General features: G+C 64.6%; 18 protein-coding genes. 4 read left to right on the forward strand and 14 right to left on the reverse strand.

Annotated features, from left to right (window positions below; all coding sequences use genetic code 11):
- Nucleotides 1–116 precede the first annotated feature (116 nt).
- A complete protein-coding gene (locus LJE63_04880) occupies nt 117–878 on the forward strand; it encodes a DUF364 domain-containing protein (protein MCG6905938.1) in 762 nt (253 codons plus the stop codon).
- Between the two features lie 80 nt (nt 879–958).
- Here the strand turns inward: LJE63_04880 and LJE63_04885 are convergent, their stop codons facing one another.
- Nucleotides 959–1732 carry a pentapeptide repeat-containing protein gene (locus tag LJE63_04885; protein MCG6905939.1) on the reverse strand — a complete coding sequence of 258 codons (774 nt, stop codon included), beginning with the start codon at nt 1730–1732 and terminating at the stop codon, nt 959–961.
- Nucleotides 1733–2211: 479 nt separating this feature from the next.
- Here LJE63_04885 and LJE63_04890 point away from each other — a divergent pair, with 479 nt between their 5' ends.
- Nucleotides 2212–2754: a hypothetical protein gene (locus tag LJE63_04890; protein ID MCG6905940.1), complete on the forward strand. Its 543-nt coding sequence runs from the start codon at nt 2212–2214 to the stop codon at nt 2752–2754.
- A 19-nt stretch (nt 2755–2773) separates the two neighbouring features.
- On the forward strand, nt 2774–3688 hold the full coding sequence (locus LJE63_04895; protein MCG6905941.1) for an ADP-ribosylglycohydrolase family protein: 915 nt from the start codon (nt 2774–2776) through the stop codon (nt 3686–3688).
- 129 nt (nt 3689–3817) lie between these two features.
- On the opposite strand, the gene LJE63_04900 is transcribed toward LJE63_04895, so the two are convergent.
- On the reverse strand, nt 3818–4876 hold the full coding sequence (locus tag LJE63_04900; protein MCG6905942.1) for a 4Fe-4S binding protein: 1059 nt from the start codon (nt 4874–4876) through the stop codon (nt 3818–3820).
- A gap of 106 nt (nt 4877–4982) precedes the next feature.
- Entirely contained in the window at nt 4983–5711 is a 729-nt protein-coding gene (locus LJE63_04905) for a hypothetical protein (protein ID MCG6905943.1), read from the reverse strand.
- Nucleotides 5712–5861: 150 nt separating this feature from the next.
- Here LJE63_04905 and LJE63_04910 point away from each other — a divergent pair, with 150 nt between their 5' ends.
- Entirely contained in the window at nt 5862–6392 is a 531-nt protein-coding gene (locus tag LJE63_04910; protein MCG6905944.1) for a gamma carbonic anhydrase family protein, read from the forward strand.
- 113 nt (nt 6393–6505) lie between these two features.
- On the opposite strand, the gene LJE63_04915 is transcribed toward LJE63_04910, so the two are convergent.
- The 11 genes from LJE63_04915 to LJE63_04965 form a co-directional block, all read right to left on the reverse strand.
- Nucleotides 6506–7342 carry a sulfurtransferase gene (locus tag LJE63_04915; protein MCG6905945.1) on the reverse strand — a complete coding sequence of 279 codons (837 nt, stop codon included), beginning with the start codon at nt 7340–7342 and terminating at the stop codon, nt 6506–6508.
- A 67-nt stretch (nt 7343–7409) separates the two neighbouring features.
- Nucleotides 7410–8090, reverse strand: a complete 681-nt coding sequence (locus LJE63_04920) for a phosphoribosylanthranilate isomerase (protein MCG6905946.1) — start codon at nt 8088–8090, stop codon at nt 7410–7412.
- Nucleotides 8087–8878 (reverse strand): indole-3-glycerol phosphate synthase TrpC, encoded by a 792-nt coding sequence (gene trpC, locus LJE63_04925; protein MCG6905947.1) that lies wholly within the window; start codon nt 8876–8878, stop codon nt 8087–8089. The genes LJE63_04920 and trpC overlap by 4 nt, the downstream gene beginning before the upstream one ends.
- Nucleotides 8879–8882: 4 nt before the next feature.
- Nucleotides 8883–9899 (reverse strand): anthranilate phosphoribosyltransferase, encoded by a 1017-nt coding sequence (trpD, locus tag LJE63_04930; protein ID MCG6905948.1) that lies wholly within the window; start codon nt 9897–9899, stop codon nt 8883–8885.
- A gap of 2 nt (nt 9900–9901) precedes the next feature.
- The gene (locus LJE63_04935) at nt 9902–10513 is read right to left on the reverse strand and encodes an aminodeoxychorismate/anthranilate synthase component II (GenBank protein ID MCG6905949.1); all 612 of its coding nucleotides are present in this window, start codon (nt 10511–10513) and stop codon (nt 9902–9904) included.
- Nucleotides 10510–12009, reverse strand: a complete 1500-nt coding sequence (locus LJE63_04940; GenBank protein MCG6905950.1) for a chorismate-binding protein — start codon at nt 12007–12009, stop codon at nt 10510–10512. Before LJE63_04940 ends, LJE63_04935 begins: the two co-directional genes overlap by 4 nt.
- Nucleotides 12010–12380: 371 nt before the next feature.
- Complete coding sequence (locus LJE63_04945) at nt 12381–13583, reverse strand: response regulator (protein MCG6905951.1); 1203 nt, start codon at nt 13581–13583, stop codon at nt 12381–12383.
- A 57-nt stretch (nt 13584–13640) separates the two neighbouring features.
- Complete coding sequence (locus tag LJE63_04950; protein ID MCG6905952.1) at nt 13641–14045, reverse strand: response regulator; 405 nt, start codon at nt 14043–14045, stop codon at nt 13641–13643.
- 17 nt (nt 14046–14062) lie between these two features.
- On the reverse strand, nt 14063–14494 hold the full coding sequence (locus LJE63_04955) for a response regulator (GenBank protein MCG6905953.1): 432 nt from the start codon (nt 14492–14494) through the stop codon (nt 14063–14065).
- 48 nt (nt 14495–14542) lie between these two features.
- On the reverse strand, nt 14543–16261 hold the full coding sequence (locus tag LJE63_04960) for a two-component sensor histidine kinase (GenBank protein ID MCG6905954.1): 1719 nt from the start codon (nt 16259–16261) through the stop codon (nt 14543–14545).
- 309 nt (nt 16262–16570) lie between these two features.
- On the reverse strand, nt 16571–17383 hold the full coding sequence (locus LJE63_04965) for a substrate-binding domain-containing protein (protein ID MCG6905955.1): 813 nt from the start codon (nt 17381–17383) through the stop codon (nt 16571–16573).
- Nucleotides 17384–17551: the final 168 nt, after the last annotated feature.

Here is a 17551-nt window from a genome sequence, read left to right on the forward strand (position 1 = left end):
TTTTGGGGACACAGAAGGGTAAAGCAGTTCCGGCCCCGTCCTTTGGGGCACCGATTGCGGTGTGTTAAACTACAGATTTGGCATGCTGTTGAATAGAGAAAGTGAGGAGCGTCCTTATGGCCATGCAACTCGATGACCGCCTGTTTCACCTGTTCGAAAAACCCGCCGCCGGTGTTGCGGTGGAAACCCTCTGCCTGGGCCTGGGCTATACAGCCCTGGCCACCTCCGACGGCGGCACCGGCATCGCCTACACCTACCTCGATGACAAGACCTCCTGCGGGGTGGTCAATAACTACCGCGATTTCGAGGGCCAATCGGCGCTCGAACTCCTGGCATATTTGCATTCCGCTGATCCCCTGGAGCGCACCATGGCCCTTGCGCTGGTCAATGCCCTCAACCACCGGGCGGCCCTGGCGCTCCCCGAAGACCCCAAGAACCGGTCGCTCTTCGACTCCCTGGGCATCGGCAGCGGCACCCGGGTGGCCATGGTGGGGCTTTTCGGGCCGCTCATGCGAATTTTCAAGGAGCGCGGCGCCGTCGTGGAGGTCGTCGATCTCCACCGCCGGCTGGGGCAGCCGGCTGAATTTTTGCCCAGACTGCGCGCCTGGGCGGAGGTCCTGATCCTCACCGCGACCTCGATCTTAAACGCCACCACCGAGGAGATCCTGGCGGCGGTGGGCGATGGGGTCAAGACCGTCCTGCTGGGGCCCAGCACCCCGCTTGTCGCCGAGGCCTTCGCGCATCTGCCGGTTCATTTCCTGGCGGGCACGGTGCCGGTGGACCGTGAGGCGGTCTTCAAGGCTGTTCGGCACGGCGCCGGCACTCGCGTGATCCAGAAATACGGACGCAAGGTTTTTATGCCGACCCGCGCTCTCTGATGGGATCCGGTCAGTTGCCGGACATCCGGACCGGCGGGTTTGGTTTTCCCGGACAGGCTGGCGGGCGGGCAAAAAGCCGCTCAGGTGCCTTTGGGCGGCTGCAGCAGGTGAGGATGCTGGGATCGCAGGGCTCTCAGGAGATCGCTTTCCAGTTTGGCCCTAAACAGCCCCTTGGCCTGGGCGAGCATCGCGGCGCTCAGCCCTTCCACCCCGGTGAGGTCCGCCCCGGTCAGATCGGCCCCGTCCAGAAAGGCCCCGTTGAGCATTGCCCCAGAAAGGACGGCCCCCTCCAGGGAGGCGCCGCGCAGGTCGGTCGACCAGAGGGTTGCACCCCTGAGATCGACCCCCCACAGGAAGGCGTCGCGCAGGCTGGCACCTTGAAGGTCCGCCCCTGCGAGATCCGCCTTTGCCAGGCGGGCGGCCTGCAGATCCGCCCCCACCAGTCGCGCCCCCGTCAGCTTTGCGGCGCCAAGATCCATGTGGCGCAGGCAGCAGCGTGACAGATCCAGCCGGGCGGCCTGCAGGGCATTGAGGCGGCGGATGCAGCCGCGGGTGCGATGGGCCGCCTCGGGCGAGGGCCAGCCCCGGAAATCCTCGATGGTGTTTTCCAACTCGGCGATATCGGCCTGGCGCCGCAGACGCGCGGCAACCCAGAAAACCGCAAAGCCCGCCAGCACCAGGCTGACCAGGGCGCCGTGGACCGCGGCGAGCAGTAGCAGACGAAAATTCGGGTCGGAGCGGTACAGGGGGTAGGCCAGGGCGGTAAGCCCGGCGGCCAGCAGAAGCGCGAGGGTCAGCGGCAGGGCGAGGGGGCTGGTGGTGAACTTGCGCAGGGCTTTTCGGGCCGGCGCCATATGCTTCTCCTCTCTGCCCCGAGGGGGGCGGGGCGACGGGCTGGTGCCCGGACGATTGCGCTTCGGGGTGGGGTGGGGTCTTCGCCGGGCGGGGTTTTCGGCCGGCCCCGGCACGGAATGAATGCGCTACGGCACCCTTTATTTTCCTACCCAAGGGGAATCGAAAAATCAAGCGCTTGGCCGGCGTTCGGCACGTTTCGGGGCATCTGGCTGGCGGAGGCTTTACCGCCGGGGGTGCAAACAAACCCTGGTTTCCACTGGATCGGGGCCGTAGGAGGCTGCCGGCGCCATCCGGTGCGGATTTGACAGTCGCCGATGAACGGCTTACGATTTTTGCGGCACGGCCGGCGTCGGCCCGGTGCTATTCGGCGAAACGTCGCCGGCAACCGGTGCCGCGGGCGGTCAACAATTCTCGGAGGGTCTTGACACCTCGGGCGGCGCCGATGCGGGCCGGCCGGTGAAGGACCCGGGAGGGCGTTATGCGCATCATTTCCATCGCCGCCGTGACGTTCACGGCGTTTTTCTTGCTGGCCTGCAGTTCGGGACCCAACAGCGAGCGGAAAGCCACCGAAGAGGGCTTTCTGGACCCTCAAACCGGACTGATCTGGCTGGCCCTTCGGGAAACCTGCAACCGCAGCTATACGGACGTCAGCGCGGATAAGGTTCTCGCGGCGGTGGGCTGGCGGGTCGCCACCGTGGATGAAGTCCGCCAACTGCTCGCCCGGTGGTTGCCGGGAGCCGAGGGGGAGTCCCGGACCGATGCCGAGAGTTACGCACGGGCGGCGAAATTCATGGAGCGCATGGGCTACCAGCACTTCAACCCGGCCTCCGGCAGTAACAATGTCTACGGAATGCTGGCCGCAGACGACGGCTCTCCACCGGTGGCCACAGTTTGGACCCGCGCCGAAAACGGAGAGACCCAGTACGGCTGGTTTATCGACCGCTACGTGCATGTGGACCGGAACTACCAGGATGATGTGGTGGGGGTTTTCCTGGTGCGGCCGGCAGCCGGGGCGGAGTGAAGCAAGGCGGGAGGGAAAGATGACAGCTAAAGATAGAGGAATGGTGATGGCCGCGTTTGCGGCCGATGCGCTGGCCCTGGGGGGGCACTGGGTATACAACACCCAGGTGCTGGCGAAGAAGTTCGGCCGGCTGGAGCGCCTTGAGGCGCCCCTGGCCAAAAACTATCATGGTACCAAGGGGGCCGGCGACTTTACCCACTACGGCGACCAGACCCTGGTGCTGCTTGAATCCATAGCCGCTGCGGACGGGTTTGAGCTGGCCGCTTTTGCCGCCGACTGGCGGGCCTTCATGAAAACCTACGACGGCTATATAGACGGCGCCACACGCGGGACCCTGGAAAATTTCGAAGCCGGCGCCGCCCCCGAGGCCAGCGGGGCGGCCTCAACCGATCTGGCCGGGGCGGTGCGGATTGCACCCCTGGTCTACCGCTACCGGGACGATCTGGATGCTCTGCTGGCCGCTGCCCGGGCCCAGACCGCCATGACCCACAATCACCCCCTGGTGGTCGCGGCGGCCGATTTTCTGGCCCATACGGCCTGGGCAGTGCTGGGGGGCAGCGCCCCGGTCGCCGCCATGCAGCAGGCCGCGGCGGCGGTGGACGGAGTCCCGGAACTGGCGCAGTGGCTGAATGCCGGGTGCGACAGCCGCAGCCGGGAAACCGCCGCAGTCATCGCCGATTTTGGTCAGGCCTGCGAAATCGAGATGGCCTTTCCCGCCATGGTGCACCTGGTGGCGCGCTATGAAAACGACCTCAAAAACGCTCTGGTGGAAAACGTGATGGCCGGCGGCGATTCGGCCGGCCGGGGGATGGCCGTCGGTCTGATCCTGGGCGCCTGGCTGGGGGAGGCCGCCATTCCCGGCGACTGGGTTGGCGGTATGCGCCAGGCCGAAAAAATCGCTGGGCTGCTGGCGGCGCTCGACCCCAAAGGATAGCCGCCGCCGGACGGCCTGCGGGTTCATGGCGCAGCCATCCCTCAGGGGGCAGGTCTGCCCCCGCCAGATCCTGTTGAAACGCCCGGGGGCATCGTCGCCAGTTTCCTTTACCGGCAGGAAGCCTGAACTTCAGGCCAGACCCCGTTCGCGGGCCATCTTGAGGTAGGTTTGAAAGAGATTGACCGGCGGGACGTAGCGGTCCTCCTCGGGCTTGGGCAGCAGGCTGAGGGCCTGGAAATCGCAGGCCGTCACGCACAGGCCGCAGCCGATGCAGCGCTCGCGGTCGATCCGGGCGCTCTCGGCGACGGTGATCGCCCGCATCTGGCAGCGGTCCGCGCAGCTGCCGCAGGCGGTGCAGCGCTCGGCGTCGACGGCGGCGAAATAGTTGGCGGCCACCGCCCGCGCAGGCTGCTCCAGGGCGTTGAGGTTCTTCAGAATCTGGCAGCAGCAGCCGCAGCACATGCAGATGTTGGCCGGCTTTTGGGCGTTGCCGGGTTGCAGCACCAGCCCGGCCTCCAGGCCGACCTGCAGCAGGCCGACGGCCTCCTCCTGGGAGATCGCCCGGCCCAGTCCGTTTTCCTCGTAGAAGTGGGCGCCGGCGCCGAAGGACAGACAGACCTCCAGGGGCTTGCCGCAGCCCTTGCCCATCATCTGGTGCTCCCGGCGGCAGATGCACGGCGAGACCACGATCTTGGACTGGCGCCGGATGATGGCCTCGGCCTGATCGTAGGGCATCACGGCCATTTCGGCTGACATGCTCTGGGAGACCGGGATCACCCGCAGCTGCTTGGTGTCCCGCCCCAGCCAGGCTTTTCGCATCAGGTGGGGAATGTATTCATTGACGTCGCGGATCAGCTCCTCGCTGAGATCGTTGACGTGGTACTCCCAGATGCCGATCACGAACTGGGCGGCCATGTAGTGCAGGCGGCCGCCGCGGGTGGTGCGGAAGATCAGCCCCTTGCGGGACATGCGCTCAAGCTCGGGATCGAGCCCTGCGGGGTCCCGCTCCAGGCGGCGGGCGATCTCCTCGGTGGGCTCGGGTGTCAGGGTGAGGCCTTGGGCGATTTCTGCCTCCTCCGGGGTGAAGAGCCGTTTCAGGATCCGCAGCTCCACCCCGCTTTCGGTGGCCGGAAAGCCCGCGGGCAGACGGTCCAGGTGGGCCGCCAGGCGCTGGTAAACGTCGGTCATGCTGTTCTCCTTGGAAATGACGATCGGTAAGGCCGCTTGGTTGCACCCCATCAGCCTTGCACCTGGCCCGGTTCGGCTGTTATTGGGGGCCAAAGCGGCCGGCGGGTCAGAAGGCCCTCACCCCCCGCTGTTTGAGCTGCTCCTGCCGCTGGCGCTGCTCCTCCTGCTGGGCTCGGACCATGGCTTCGAGGTTGTCGCAAAAATAGATCATGATGTGGTATTGGGCTTCGCCGAAAACGTTGGTGCTGACCGTCACCATCAGGACATCGGCGTTCTCCCGCCAAAAGAGGGTGCGGGCGCCGTTTTCCCCCCAGGCGATTTCCTCGGGCTGGCCGTATTTTTCGGTGAGCGCCGTCAAGGTTTCCTGGCCCTCCTCGGGCATGTAGATGTTGAAGAGCAGCGGGGTTTGGGTGTGGCCGGAAAAAACCAGGAAGACCTTTTCGAAGGGGACCTTTTGCCTGCCGGCATGCCGGAACATCAGCTTCTCGGTGGGATGGGCGACGCGTTCGCCGATGGGTGAGTTGAGCCTGCGGTTGAGTTGGTGAAGCTCGGGGAAGTGCTCCTTGAGAAACCCGCGGTAGTTGACCTCCAGGTCGATGATGCTGCGGGTTTCGGTGGCGTAGGGGCCGAGCCGGTCCCTGAGATCGCGCCGGATGGCGTCGTTTAAAACGGTGCTGGCGCCGAGGTTGAAGAAGGTGAAGCCCGCCGGTTCGGTCGCCAGCTGCGGGGGCTTGGAACTGTCGCCGCAGCCGCCCAAAACCGCCGGCAGCAGGCTCAAGGCCAGCAGCAGGAGCAGGGGTGGGGTGCGATCGGGTCGCGTGTTGAAAAAGGTCATCGTTTGCCTCTGCAGTGGTGGGCCGGTTGCGTCCAAGATTTCTGAATCATAACGGAATTTGCCGGGCTTGACAAAAGGTTTTCGTCCGGATTTAACTAATGGGTGCGGCAGTAGTTTCCCCCAAAATCGCCCAGCAAAGAAAGGTTTGCCATGCCCGTCTACGCCTTGGAAGGCATTCGACCCGTCATCGACCCATCGGTTTATTTGGCCCCCAGCGCCGCCGTGATCGGCAACGTGACCCTCGCTGCACACGCCTCGGTCTGGTTCAACAGCGTCCTCCGCGCCGACTCTGATGCCATCGTCATCGGGCGCGAAACCAACATCCAGGACTTCACCATGTGCCACGTGGACGCCGGGTGTCCGCTGACCATCGGCGACCGCGTGACGGTCGGCCACCACTGCATAATTCACGGCTGCAGCGTGGCCGACGACTGCCTGATCGGCATGGGGGCGATCATCATGAACGGCGCCCGGATCGGGCGCGGCTGCATCGTGGCGGCCGGCAGCGTGATTCTGGAGAATACCGAGATCCCGCCCTTTTCGCTGGTGGCCGGGGTGCCGGGGGCCGTCAAGCGCAGCCTGCAAGCCGACATCATCCCGGTGATCAACGCGTCCGTCGAAATCTACAAGGAGCGCAGCAAGGCCTATCAGACCCCCGGAAACTTCCAGGTCGTGGGGTAACACCGCGTCTGTGCGCCCCGGTGCCCCAAACGAAAGCCCGCATCGGCCAGCCGGGCCGATGCGGGCTTTTTGGGTGGTTCAGGAGCCCTTGGGCGACACCTTGGAAAAGCCCGTCAGGCATTTGCCTCGTAGAGATCCGCCAGGGCGCCGAGATGCTGCTTTTCTTCGTTGGCGACCTTGAAGAGAACCTCGCGGGTTTCAGCCACGCCGCTTTTGTCGGCAAAGCGCAGGTAAAGATCCATGGCCTGGGTTTCCAGCATCATCGCCAGGGTCAGCAACTCCGGCAGGGAGTTCAGGTAGGCCGCGTTTTGGGCCAGGAAGGCGTCGATTCCGAAGCCGCCTTCCATAATGCCCGAGAGTCTGCCGGTCTGCAGCAGTTTGCCTTCGGGGTCCCCGGGCGCCATTTGGACATAGAGCCCCATCAGGGCTTGCTGGTGTTTGACTTCGAAGCCGGCCAGGCGCTGCAACAGGTCGATCAGCGGCTGGTCTTGGGCGCGCTCGGCGGCCGCGCTGTAGAACCGGCCTAAACCCTTTTCCATGGCCAGCGCGATGGCGATGATCTCAGCTGGGGTCTCGTCGCCGCGGATGAGGTCCAGATTGAGCTCCCGGGGCCCTTCGGCCGTGAACCCCTTCCAGGCCTTGATGCCGCCCTTGAGGTTGAAGACCTCCCCGAATCCCCTGCCGGCCAGCAGTTGGGCGGCCACCCGGCTGCGGCCGCCGATGGCGCAGTAGACGACCACCGGTTTTTGCGGGTCCAGCTGACCAACGGCGGTATCCAGTTGGGAAAGCGGGATCAGCTTGGCCCCGGGCAGATGCGACTCACGGTACTCGGAGGGCTGGCGCACGTCCAGCAGGGTGTAGCCGCCCTCTGGTTTTTGGGCCATGAAGGCCTTGAGGTCCTTGGCGCTCCAGGATACCAGCGGTGCGAAGAGGGTTTTCAGCAGGGACATGACGGTCTCCATATGGTGTTCGGTCGAAAATAACGGTTCCGCAAAAAATCCAACTCGACCTGCTCGGCTAAAAAACCCGTCGCCTGGGAGCCGATGCCAGCCGCGCAGATTCCAGGGCGCGGAAAAAGGCCGCCAGCCGATCGAGGTCCTTGCGTCCCGGCGACCGTTCCACCCCGGAACTGACGTCCACGGCATCCGGCCAAGCGCCCGCCACCGCGGCGGCCACGTTCTCCGGCGCGAGGCCGCCGGCGATCACCAGCGGATGGCTTTCGCCCAGGGACCGCGCCGACGACCAGTCCCAGGAGCGGGCGTTGCCGCCGGGCAGCCGGCCGCCGCCGTGCTCCACCAGCAGGGCCACCCCGGGGTAGTCCGCCGCCCGGGAGAGGGTCGGCTCCCTCTCCATGAAAAGGGCCTTGAGAACGATCAGCCCCTCCGCCTGGAGGCGGGCAGCCAGCTCCGGCGGCTCCTGACCGTGAAGCTGGATGGCGCGCAGCCGGCAGTAGGCCACCCGGTCCATGATGGTGTCGAAGCTTTCGTTGACGAAAACCCCGGTCGGCACCACCGGCGGCGGCAGCGCAAGGGCGATCTGACGGGCCTGGGCGCGGGTCACGCTGCGGGGGCTGGGGGGGTAGAAGACCAGGCCGATCGCAGCCGCTCCGGCGGCCGCGCAGGCTGCGGCCTCGTCGGTGCGGGTCAGGCCGCAGACCTTGACCTGCGGCCGTCCGCCTTCCGGCGCCGAACCGGTCATGGCCCCACCCCACGCAGGGACCGGAGCAGTGCCGCCGGATCCGGGGCGCGCACGAGGCTTTCGCCGATGAGAAAATTGTGGATTCCGGCCGCCTGCAGGCGCTGGATATCCGCCCGCGAACGGATGCCGCTCTCGGCCACGGCGCGCTGCCCGGGGCCGAGATGGGCGGCCATCCGCAGCGTGGTTTCCAGAGAGGTTTCAAAAGTCTTCAGGTTGCGGTTGTTGATTCCCACCAGGCAGGCGCCGCAGGCCAGCGCCGTTTGCATCTCCTCGGGGGTGTGGGTTTCCACCAGAGCCGAGAGGCCCAACTCGCGGGTGAGCGCCAGGTAGTCGCGCAGCTGGGAGGGCGCCAGAATCCTTACGATCAAAAGCACCGCATCGGCCCCGGCGGCGGCCGCCTCACAGATCTGGTAGGCCGAGATGGTGAAATCCTTGCGCAGCACGGGCAGGTCAACGGCGGCGCGCGCCGCCCGCAGGTCCTCCAGGCTGCCCTTGAAATAGGGGCCGTCGGTGAGCACCGAAAGCGCTGCGGCCCCCCCGGCGACGTAGGCCCGGGCCTGGGCGGCGGCGTCCAGGTCGGCGCAGATGACGCCCTTGGAGGGTGAGGCGCGCTTGATTTCGGCGATGATGTTGGGGCTGCCGGCCGGGGATTGGGCCAGGGCGTCAAAAAATGGGCGGATGTCGCGGCGCCCGGTCGCCTGCATGCGCAGCCCGGCTTCGGGCACCCTGCGGGCGGCGGTGTCCACCTCGGCCCGCTTGGTTTGGACGATGCGCTCCAGAATGTCCATGGCTTCAGCCGTTCTCCCGGGAGAAGCGCACCAGCGCCTCTAGCTTGGCGGCGGCCGCGCCGCTGTCCAGGGCCGACTCGGCCAGGCCCAGCCCTTCGGCCAGGCTGGCGGCTTTGCCGGCGGCCATCAGGGCGGCTGCGGCGTTGATCAGGACCACATTGCACCGCGGGCCCTTTTCACCGGCCAGGATTTTGCGGGTGATCTCGGCGTTGGTGGCGGCGTCCCCGCCGGCCATGGTTGCGGGGTCCGCCAGGCTGCCGAAAAACTGCTCGGGGTGAAGGTCGTAGGTGGTCACCAACCCGTCCCTGAGTTCCGCCACGCGGGTCGGGGCGCAGACCGAGATCTCGTCCAGGCCGTCGTGGCCGTGGACCACCAGGGCCCGCCGGCCGCCCAAAAGCTTCAGGGCGTTGGCGAACATCTCGGTCAAGGGCCGCGCGTAGACCCCCAAGAGCTGGCAGTTGGCGCCGGCCGGGTTGGTCAGCGGGCCCAGCATGTTGAAGATGCTGCGGATCGCCACCTCCTTGCGGGCCTTGGCGGCGTGGCGCATGGCGCTGTGGTAGAGGGGGGCGAAGAGAAAACCGATGCCCAGCTCAAAAATGGCCTCTTCGACCAGCTCGGGGTCGGTGTTTAGGTTGACCCCAAGGGCCTCCAGCAGGTCGGCGCTGCCGCATTGGCTGGAGATCGAGCGGTTGCCGTGCTTGGCCACCGTGACCCCGCAACCGGCCACGACGAAGGCGGTGGTTGTGGAAATGTTGAAGGTTTGGGCGCCGTCGCCGCCCGTGCCGCAGGTGTCCACCACCACGTCGCCGGGGGTCTGGATGCGATGGGCCTTGCGGCGCATGGCCTGGGCCGCCCCGGCGAGCTCCTCGAAGGTTTCGCCCTTGGTGGCCAGCGCTCCCATCAGAGCACCGATCTGGGCGTCGGTGGCCTCGCCGGAGAGCACATGGTCGATCATGGCGCCCATTTCAACGGCAGTCAGGTCACGGCCCTGGACGATTTTATTCAGATTGTCACGGAACATGCCTAATTCTCCTCCCTGGTAGCAGCCGGGGTGCCGGCTTTGGCGGGGTTGGTGGATTTCAGAAAATTGCGCAGCAGGCGCTTGCCCACCGGGGTCATGATGGATTCGGGGTGAAACTGGATCCCCTCGGTGGGGTGCGCGCAGTGGCGGATGCCCATGATCTCCCCATCGTCGGCCTCGGAGGTGACCGCCAGGCACTCGGGCAGATGCGCCCGCGAGACCGCCAGCGAGTGGTAGCGCATGGCCTGAAAGGGCTTCGCGATGCCGCTGTAGATGGCCCGCCCGTCGGCGGACACCATGGAGGTCTTGCCGTGCATCAGGCGTTTGGCCCCCACCACCGCGCCGCCGAAGGCCGCCGCGATGGCCTGGTGGCCGAGGCAGACCCCCAAAAGCGGCACCTCGCCGGAGAACTCGCGGATCACCGCCAGCGAGATGCCCGCGGTCTCCGGGCGCCCGGGCCCCGGCGAAATGACGATCCCCGCGGGCGCAAGGTCGCGCAGCTGCGCCACGCTCACGGCGTCGTTGCGGACCACGGTGACCGCGGCGCCCAGCTGCATGAGGTATTGGACCAGATTATAGGTGAAGGAATCGTAGTTGTCGATCATCACGATCATGTCGCGCTCCTCCCGCTGAAAACGGCTTGGCGGGTGACCAGCTCCAGGGCTTTCTGGATGGCCATGGCCTTGTTGACGGTTTCCCGGCGCTCGCGCTCGGGGTCGGAGTCGGCCACCAGGCCGGCGCCGGCACGGACCGTCAGGCGGCCGTTTTCGACGCAGGCCGTCCGGATGGTGATGGCCAGATCCATGTTGCCGTGAAACGAGATGTAGCCCACCGCCCCGCCGTAGGGGCCGCGGGGGGTTTCCTCCAGCTCGGCGATGATTTCCATGGCCCGGATTTTGGGTGCCCCGGAAAGGGTGCCTGCCGGAAACGTCGCCCGCAGCAGGTCCCAGACGTCACAGTCCGGCTTGAGGTCGCAGCGGATGTTGGAGACCAGGTGCATCACGTGGGAGTAGCGCTCCACCAGCATCAGGTCCGTCACCTGAACGCTGCCCACCTCGGCCACCCGGCCCAGGTCGTTGCGCCCCAGGTCCACCAGCATGAGGTGCTCGGCGCGCTCCTTTTCATCCTGGAGCAGTTCGTCGGCCAGCGCGCGGTCCTCCTGTTCACTGGCGCCGCGGGGGCGCGTGCCGGCGATCGGGCGCAGGGTGGCGATGCCGTTTTCCAGGCGCACCATGGTTTCCGGTGATGAGCCCACCAGGGCGATGTCGTCCAGCTGGAGGAAATAGAGGTAGGGCGAGGGGTTGATGAAGCGCTGGGCCCGGTAGAGGGACCAGAGGTCCGGCGGGTTGGGGCAGACGAACGGCTGGGAGACCACGGCCTGGATGATGTCCCCGGCCGTGATGTAGGCCTTGGTGCGCACGACCCGCTGGCGGTAGGCTTCCGGCGGGTGAACAGCCGACAGCTGAAACCGAGCGCTCGCGGGCGCCGCCTCCACCGCCGGCCGTGCCAGCAGACCCAACAGCGCCCGGAGCCCTTCGGTGGCCGCGGCATAGGCGTCATCGACGTTATGCGCGCCATCGGGAAAGGTGATCTTGACGGCCAGCAGGGTGTGCCGGATGTTGTCGAAGATCAGTAGCTCATCGGGCACGATGAACTGCGCCAGCGGGGTTTCGAGGGGCAGTTTGTTGGGGATTTTTTCGAAAAACGACACCATTTCATAGGTCAGATAGCCCACCAGGCCGCCCCAGAAGCGGGGCAATTCGGGTATCTCGGGCGGTCGGAAGCCGGTCATGAAAGCCCTCAGAACCGCCAGCGGATCCCCGTGGTGGGGCAGCCGGCGCTGGGTTCCGTTTTCCCGGATCTCCACCGCGTCCCGAAAAACCTTGAGATGCGCCCGGGCCGAGGTTCCCAGAAAGCTGTAGCGGCCCCAGCGCTCGCCGCCCTCGACGCTTTCAAAGAGAAACACCGGCCGGCCGCCGGCGCGCAGCTTGCCCAGAAGGCTGACGGGGGTTTCGGTGTCGGCCAGGATTTCGATGCACACCGGCACGACGTTGTGGCCTGCGGCCAGCTGCCGGTAGGCACCGGGTTCTGGAAACTGTCTGATCTGCATCCGCTGCGTCCTTTCAGGTGATTCAAAAAGCTCTCGGTGCGGGGCCGCGGCTTCGGACCAAAAAAAACCGCGGCCTCCAGGAGGGTGCCGCGGTTTTGGGTGGTTATCGGTCAGGATCGTTCAGGCTGAGACGAAAACGTCGGCACACCTCCAGTGGGGGATGCGCCAACATCCGCACGGAACCTGGCGGTTGTCGAAAATTGCATGGGGGTGAAGGGATTTCACGTTCATGGGCCTGTCATTTAAAAAAAATTGACTGAACTTTGCGGTATCCCGCGGTCTTTGTCAAGCGATTTTTGACTTGCCGCCTTCAGCCCCAAACGCGCGGGGGAGACAGGGCAGGAGCCCCGTGCCCCGCTTTGCGCCCGATCTCAGGGCTCTTTGGCCAGATGCCGGATTTGGTCCAGCCAGTCGTCGCCGCCGGACGGGGCGCCGTTGTCGGCGGCGGATATGTGTCGTTTGGGCAGCACCACCCGGAAGCGGGCCCCGGCCCCCAAACGGCTTTCCACCGTGATGCGGCCGCCAAGCTTTTCGACGATCCCGCGGGTGACGAAGAGCCCCAGGCCGGTGCCCTCGCCGGGGGGTTTGGTGCTGAAGAAAGGCTCGAAGATCTTGTCCAGGTTCTCCTTGGGGATGCCCTTGCCGGTGTCGGCGATCTCCAGGGCGACGCCCTCGCCGTGGGCCTGCAGACGCACGTCGATGCGGCCCTCGTCGGCGCTGGCCTGGACGGCATTGGAGAGCAGGTTGATCAGCACCTGGCGCAGCTGGTAGGGGTCGCTCCAGATGGTTTCCGCCTCGGGGGCGATCTCGCGCTGGACGCTGACGTTGCGGTTGGCGATCTCGCGGTGGAGCAGTTCCAGGGTTTCCGCCACCAGGGAGGGCAGATGGACCTCCACCACCGCCGCCTCCTGCCGCTGGACCGAGCCCAGCAGCTGGTGGGTGATGCGCCGGGCGCGTTCAATGGCGTTTTCGATCTTGCCGATGGCTTTTTCGAGGTCCTCCCTGCGCGGAATGTCAGCCATCTGCGGGTTTTTGAGAATCAGCCGCATCCAGCCGGCCGATTCCTTGATGATCGCCAGGGGGTTGTTGATCTCATGGGCCACCCCGGTGGCCAGGGTCCCCAGCGAGGCCAGGCGCTCGGTGGCGATCATCTGCTGTTCCATCCGTGCCCGGTAGGCGGCCTCGCGTTTTTTTTCGGCGGCCCGCAGGATCTTGTCGTGGGCCTGATGGATTTTGCTGACCAGCTGCTCCAGTTCGATCGGTTTGGTGAGATAGTCGAAGGCCCCCGACTTGATCCCGGCCACCCCGTCGGGGGTGGTGGCGTGCCCGGTCAGGAGAATCACCTCGGTTTCCGGGTATTTTTCCTTGATCCGCCCCAGGACCTCGATCCCGTTCATGCCGGGCATTTTCACGTCCAGCACGACCACATCCATGGGCTGCTCGGCCAGCAGCCGCAGGCACTCCTCGCCGGTGGCAGCCTCCGCCGGCGTTATTCCGCGTTTGGTGAGCCGGCGCGCGATGGCGCGGCGGAAGTCGGCTTCGTCGTCAACCAGCAGCAGTCGGATGGGATCCATGGGTGCCTCGGGTGTTGGGGCGTGGCAGCGCCGGAATCGGGCCTGGCAGGCAAACCCTCACGCTCCCGCCGGTGGGGTGGGGCGGGCGGCCCAGGCCTTGGCAATTTTTTTCAGCAGATCATCGAGCTCGCAGGGTTTGGTGAGGTAGTCGAATGCCCCCTCCTGCATGCCCTGCTGTGCGGCGGTTGCCGATCCGTGACCGGTCAGCATGATCACGGCCAGCTCGGGAGCCATCTTTTTGAAGACCCGCAGCACCTCGATCCCGTCCATGTCCTCCATCTTGAGGTCCAGCACGGCGACATCGAAATCGTTGCGGCGCAGCAGCTGGATCCCCTCGGCGCCCGAATAGGCCTTGGTGACCTTGACCTTGCGCCGCTGCAGGCGATTGGCGAGAACGTCGACGTAGCTTTTCTCGTCATCGACGATCAGCAGCCGGATATTTTCGAGCTGAAACGATTGCATGGTGCAGAAACCCCCGCCTACGTGCGGCGCGATGTAATCTCCTTGATCCGGGCCTCGATGATCTTCTCCTCGTGCTGGCGCTTTTTGGCGGCCGCCTGCTCCACCTTGCTCAGCAGCAGGTCGATGTCGCAGGGTTTCATCAGATAGTCGTAGGCGCCCAGCTTCATCCCCTCGATGGCGGTTTCCACCGTGGCATGTCCGGTGAGCATGATGACCTCCAGCAGGGGTGCCACCTTCTTGATCTCCCGCAGGGTCTCGATGCCGTCCATGCCGGGCATTTTGACGTCCAGAATGACCACCTCCAGATTGCCGAACTTTTTGACCTGCTCCAGGGCTTCCGGGCCGCTGGCGGCGGCTTCGATGTTGAGGTTGCGCTTGGTGAGACGCTTGGTCATCGTCTCCACGAAACCGGTTTCGTCATCGACCAACAACACATTCGCAAGTGCCATAGCATTATCTCCTTTGGACTGCCGCACTGACGGTGCGCCTGCACCGGGTCATGCCGCGGGTTGGGCCGGGCCTTCGGACTGGGGCTGGACCGGCAGCTGGATGCGGAAGGTCGTACCCATGTCCACAACACTGTTGACGTCGATTTCACCGCCCATTTTCTTGATGATCCCGTAGCAGATCGAAAGCCCCAGACCAGTACCCTTGCCCACCGGTTTGGTGGTGAAAAACGGGTCGAAAATGCGGCCCAGGTTCGCCCGCGGGATGCCGGGTCCGGTGTCGGCGAATTCGACCATAATCTTGTCGTCGGCCTGGTGGGTGGAAATTTTGAGCGACCCGCCGGTCTGGTTCATGGCATCCAGGGCGTTGTTGATCAGGTTGAGAAACACCTGCTGCAGTTCGGTCTGGGAGACCTGCAGCGGGGGCAGCCCCTCGGCCAGCTGGGTTTCCATGGTGACCTTGCTGTAGCGCGCCCGCTGGGCTGAGAGCGACACCATTTCCTGGATCAGATCATTGATCGCCACATCCTCCACCCGGGAGTCGGTTTTGCGAGCGAAGCTCAGCAGCTTGTGGGTGATTTCCTTGCAGCGCTTGCCCTGGTTTTTGATCTGCTGCAGGGCGCGCTGGAATTCGGCCTTGTTTTCGGTCTGGGCAAGGTCTTCGTCCTCCAGCAGATCCTCGATCCAGCCGGCTTCCTCCACCATGATGGCCACGGGGTTGTTGATCTCGTGGGCGATGCCCGCGGCCAACTCTCCCACCGAGGCCAGCTTGCCGGTCTCGATCACCTGCTGGTTCATCATCTCCTTTTCACGGTCGGCAACCGCGATGCGCGCCACCATGCGTCCGGTGAGAATGTGGGCCATGGCCACGATCGCGAGGGCGCCGGCGATGAAAATCAGGATGGCGATGTTCAGGGTGCGACTGATGTCGGAAAAGGCGTCCTCGGTGCTCTGCTGAAAGACCAGCAGCCACTGGTTATCCTTGAGAAAAGCCGTTGCGAAGATGCTGGGGACCCCCTTGCGGTCTTCGCGTTCGACAATGTAGGCCGGGCGGGAGGCCCCGGCCCCCCTCTTCAGGAAGTTGGCGAAGTAGCCGTCCTTGGAGAGCGGGATTTCATACAGGGGCTTGGTCTGAAACTCCAGTTCGCGGTTGAGGATATAGGCGAATCCGGTCTTTCCGACCCGCAGATTTTCCACCAGGGTGTTGAAAGCTGCGAAATTGATGGTGGCCCGCAGCAGGCAGGCGCTGCCGCCGAAATCCTTGCGCACGGCCACGATGAAGTGCGGCGTGCCGCGCAGCCCCAGAAAGACGTCGCTGATGAAGTAGGGGGCCGCAATGGCCTGGCGGAACCATTCGGCTTTGGAATAGTCCGCCTCTGTCAGCAGGTACGGACCGGCATAGGCCACCTGGCGCCCGTTTTCGTCGATCAGGCCGAGATCCTCGAAAACCCCCCCGTATTCCTGGCGCAAAATCATCAGCAAATCTTTGAGAAACGCCGAATCACTGAGCTGCTCGCAGTCGAAAACGTCCGCCACAAACCGGATGTCGCCGAGTTTTTCGGACAGGAAGGTGTCGATGCCCTGTTTGTGTTTGAGCACCAGCTCTTCGAGATGGGCATGGATTTTTTCACGGTAGGAGATTCGAAACTGGTCGAGAATCACCCCGATGGCCACGATCATCGGTGCGAAGGAAACCAGAACCACAATCATCACCAGGCGGCGATGAAGATGCTTGTAATATGCGTTTGACAGGAGTCTTTGGTTGTCCATGCCCGCTTTCTTCAGCTTGGCCGCAATGGGATCCTTTTCCCGCCCAGGGCCGCGGGACGCGCCGGTGGCGTTCGGTGGAATCGGCATCCCATTGAAGTCATAGGAATATAGGTCAATAATTGATCGAAAATCAAGCAAAAACGGGACACCCGCAGGCCATGGGAGGGTGCGGGTTGAGTTCGCCGCGAGGGCGTTTGAACCCGTCGCCCCGGGGAGCCAAGGCCCACGCCGGGGGTGGGGGTGCCGGTAGGCTCGCGTGCCGCAGGGGCGTCCCCCCCAAGAGGAGGGGACGCCGCCCTGCGGGGAGCTTTAGGGGGTGCGCGCGATGGGCAGCATGCCCTTTTGGCTGAAGAGCTCCTGGGCCTCGGGGGAAAAGGCGAAATCCACGAACGCCTTGACCGGGCCGCTGGGCTCGCCCTTGGTCACATAGGAGAACACCTGATATAAGGGGTAGGCGGGATCTCCGGGGGGCAGCCCGCCGATCTTGAGTGCCTTGACACCCTCGGTGGTGATGCTGGCGCCCCGGGAGATGAATGATATGGCCCCGGGAAACTTTGCGACGATATCGATGACGTCGGTAGATTCGTAGGTCATTAGGTCGTAGACGATTTCCTTGTGTTTCATCACCTGGCGGCGAAAGTTCTGATTTGCGCCGGTGTCCTTGCCGGGAACAACCACCATGATGGGGGCATCGGCTCCGCCCAGGGCCCGCCAGGTGGTGATGCCCCCGCTGAAAACCTCCTCTAGCTGATCAATCGTGAGATCCGTCACCGCAGCGTCGGCATGAACAATCACGGCCAGCGGGTCCTTGCAGAATGGGATTTCCACGTAGCCATACTCGTTGTAGCGGTAATACAGTTGCCGGGTGGTGCTGGCGATGTCGGCGAAACCGTTCATCAGCCGGTTGACCGCCGATGAGGAGGAGGACACGAAGACCTCCACCGGGATGCCGGTTTTTTTCTGGAACATCTCCACGCCTTCCTTCCCGAAGGCCCGGTAAACCTGTGCGGCCTGGCTGTAGCGCAGGCTGTCCTGGGCCGAGGCCGCCGAATTCTGCCCCAGGCTGCCCCACAGAAGGATGGTGCCGAGGGTCACTACGAGTAGTAGCGCTTGTTTTTTCATGCCGTGCCTCCTCTGGTGAACGATAAATGCCGCGAGTGCTTGTTTTCAATGGTTTTGGCGGGAACCTTTGGCGATCTGATTCTGCAACCCGTATGCCATTTGAAGCGATTTATTTTTGGTTTAACTAGCTTTAAAAACGGGTAATTTTGATCCGAGCGGTTTGCCCCG

This window comes from Desulfobacteraceae bacterium (genome assembly GCA_022340425.1).
In the GTDB taxonomy this organism is placed as follows: domain Bacteria; phylum Desulfobacterota; class Desulfobacteria; order Desulfobacterales; family JAABRJ01; genus JAABRJ01.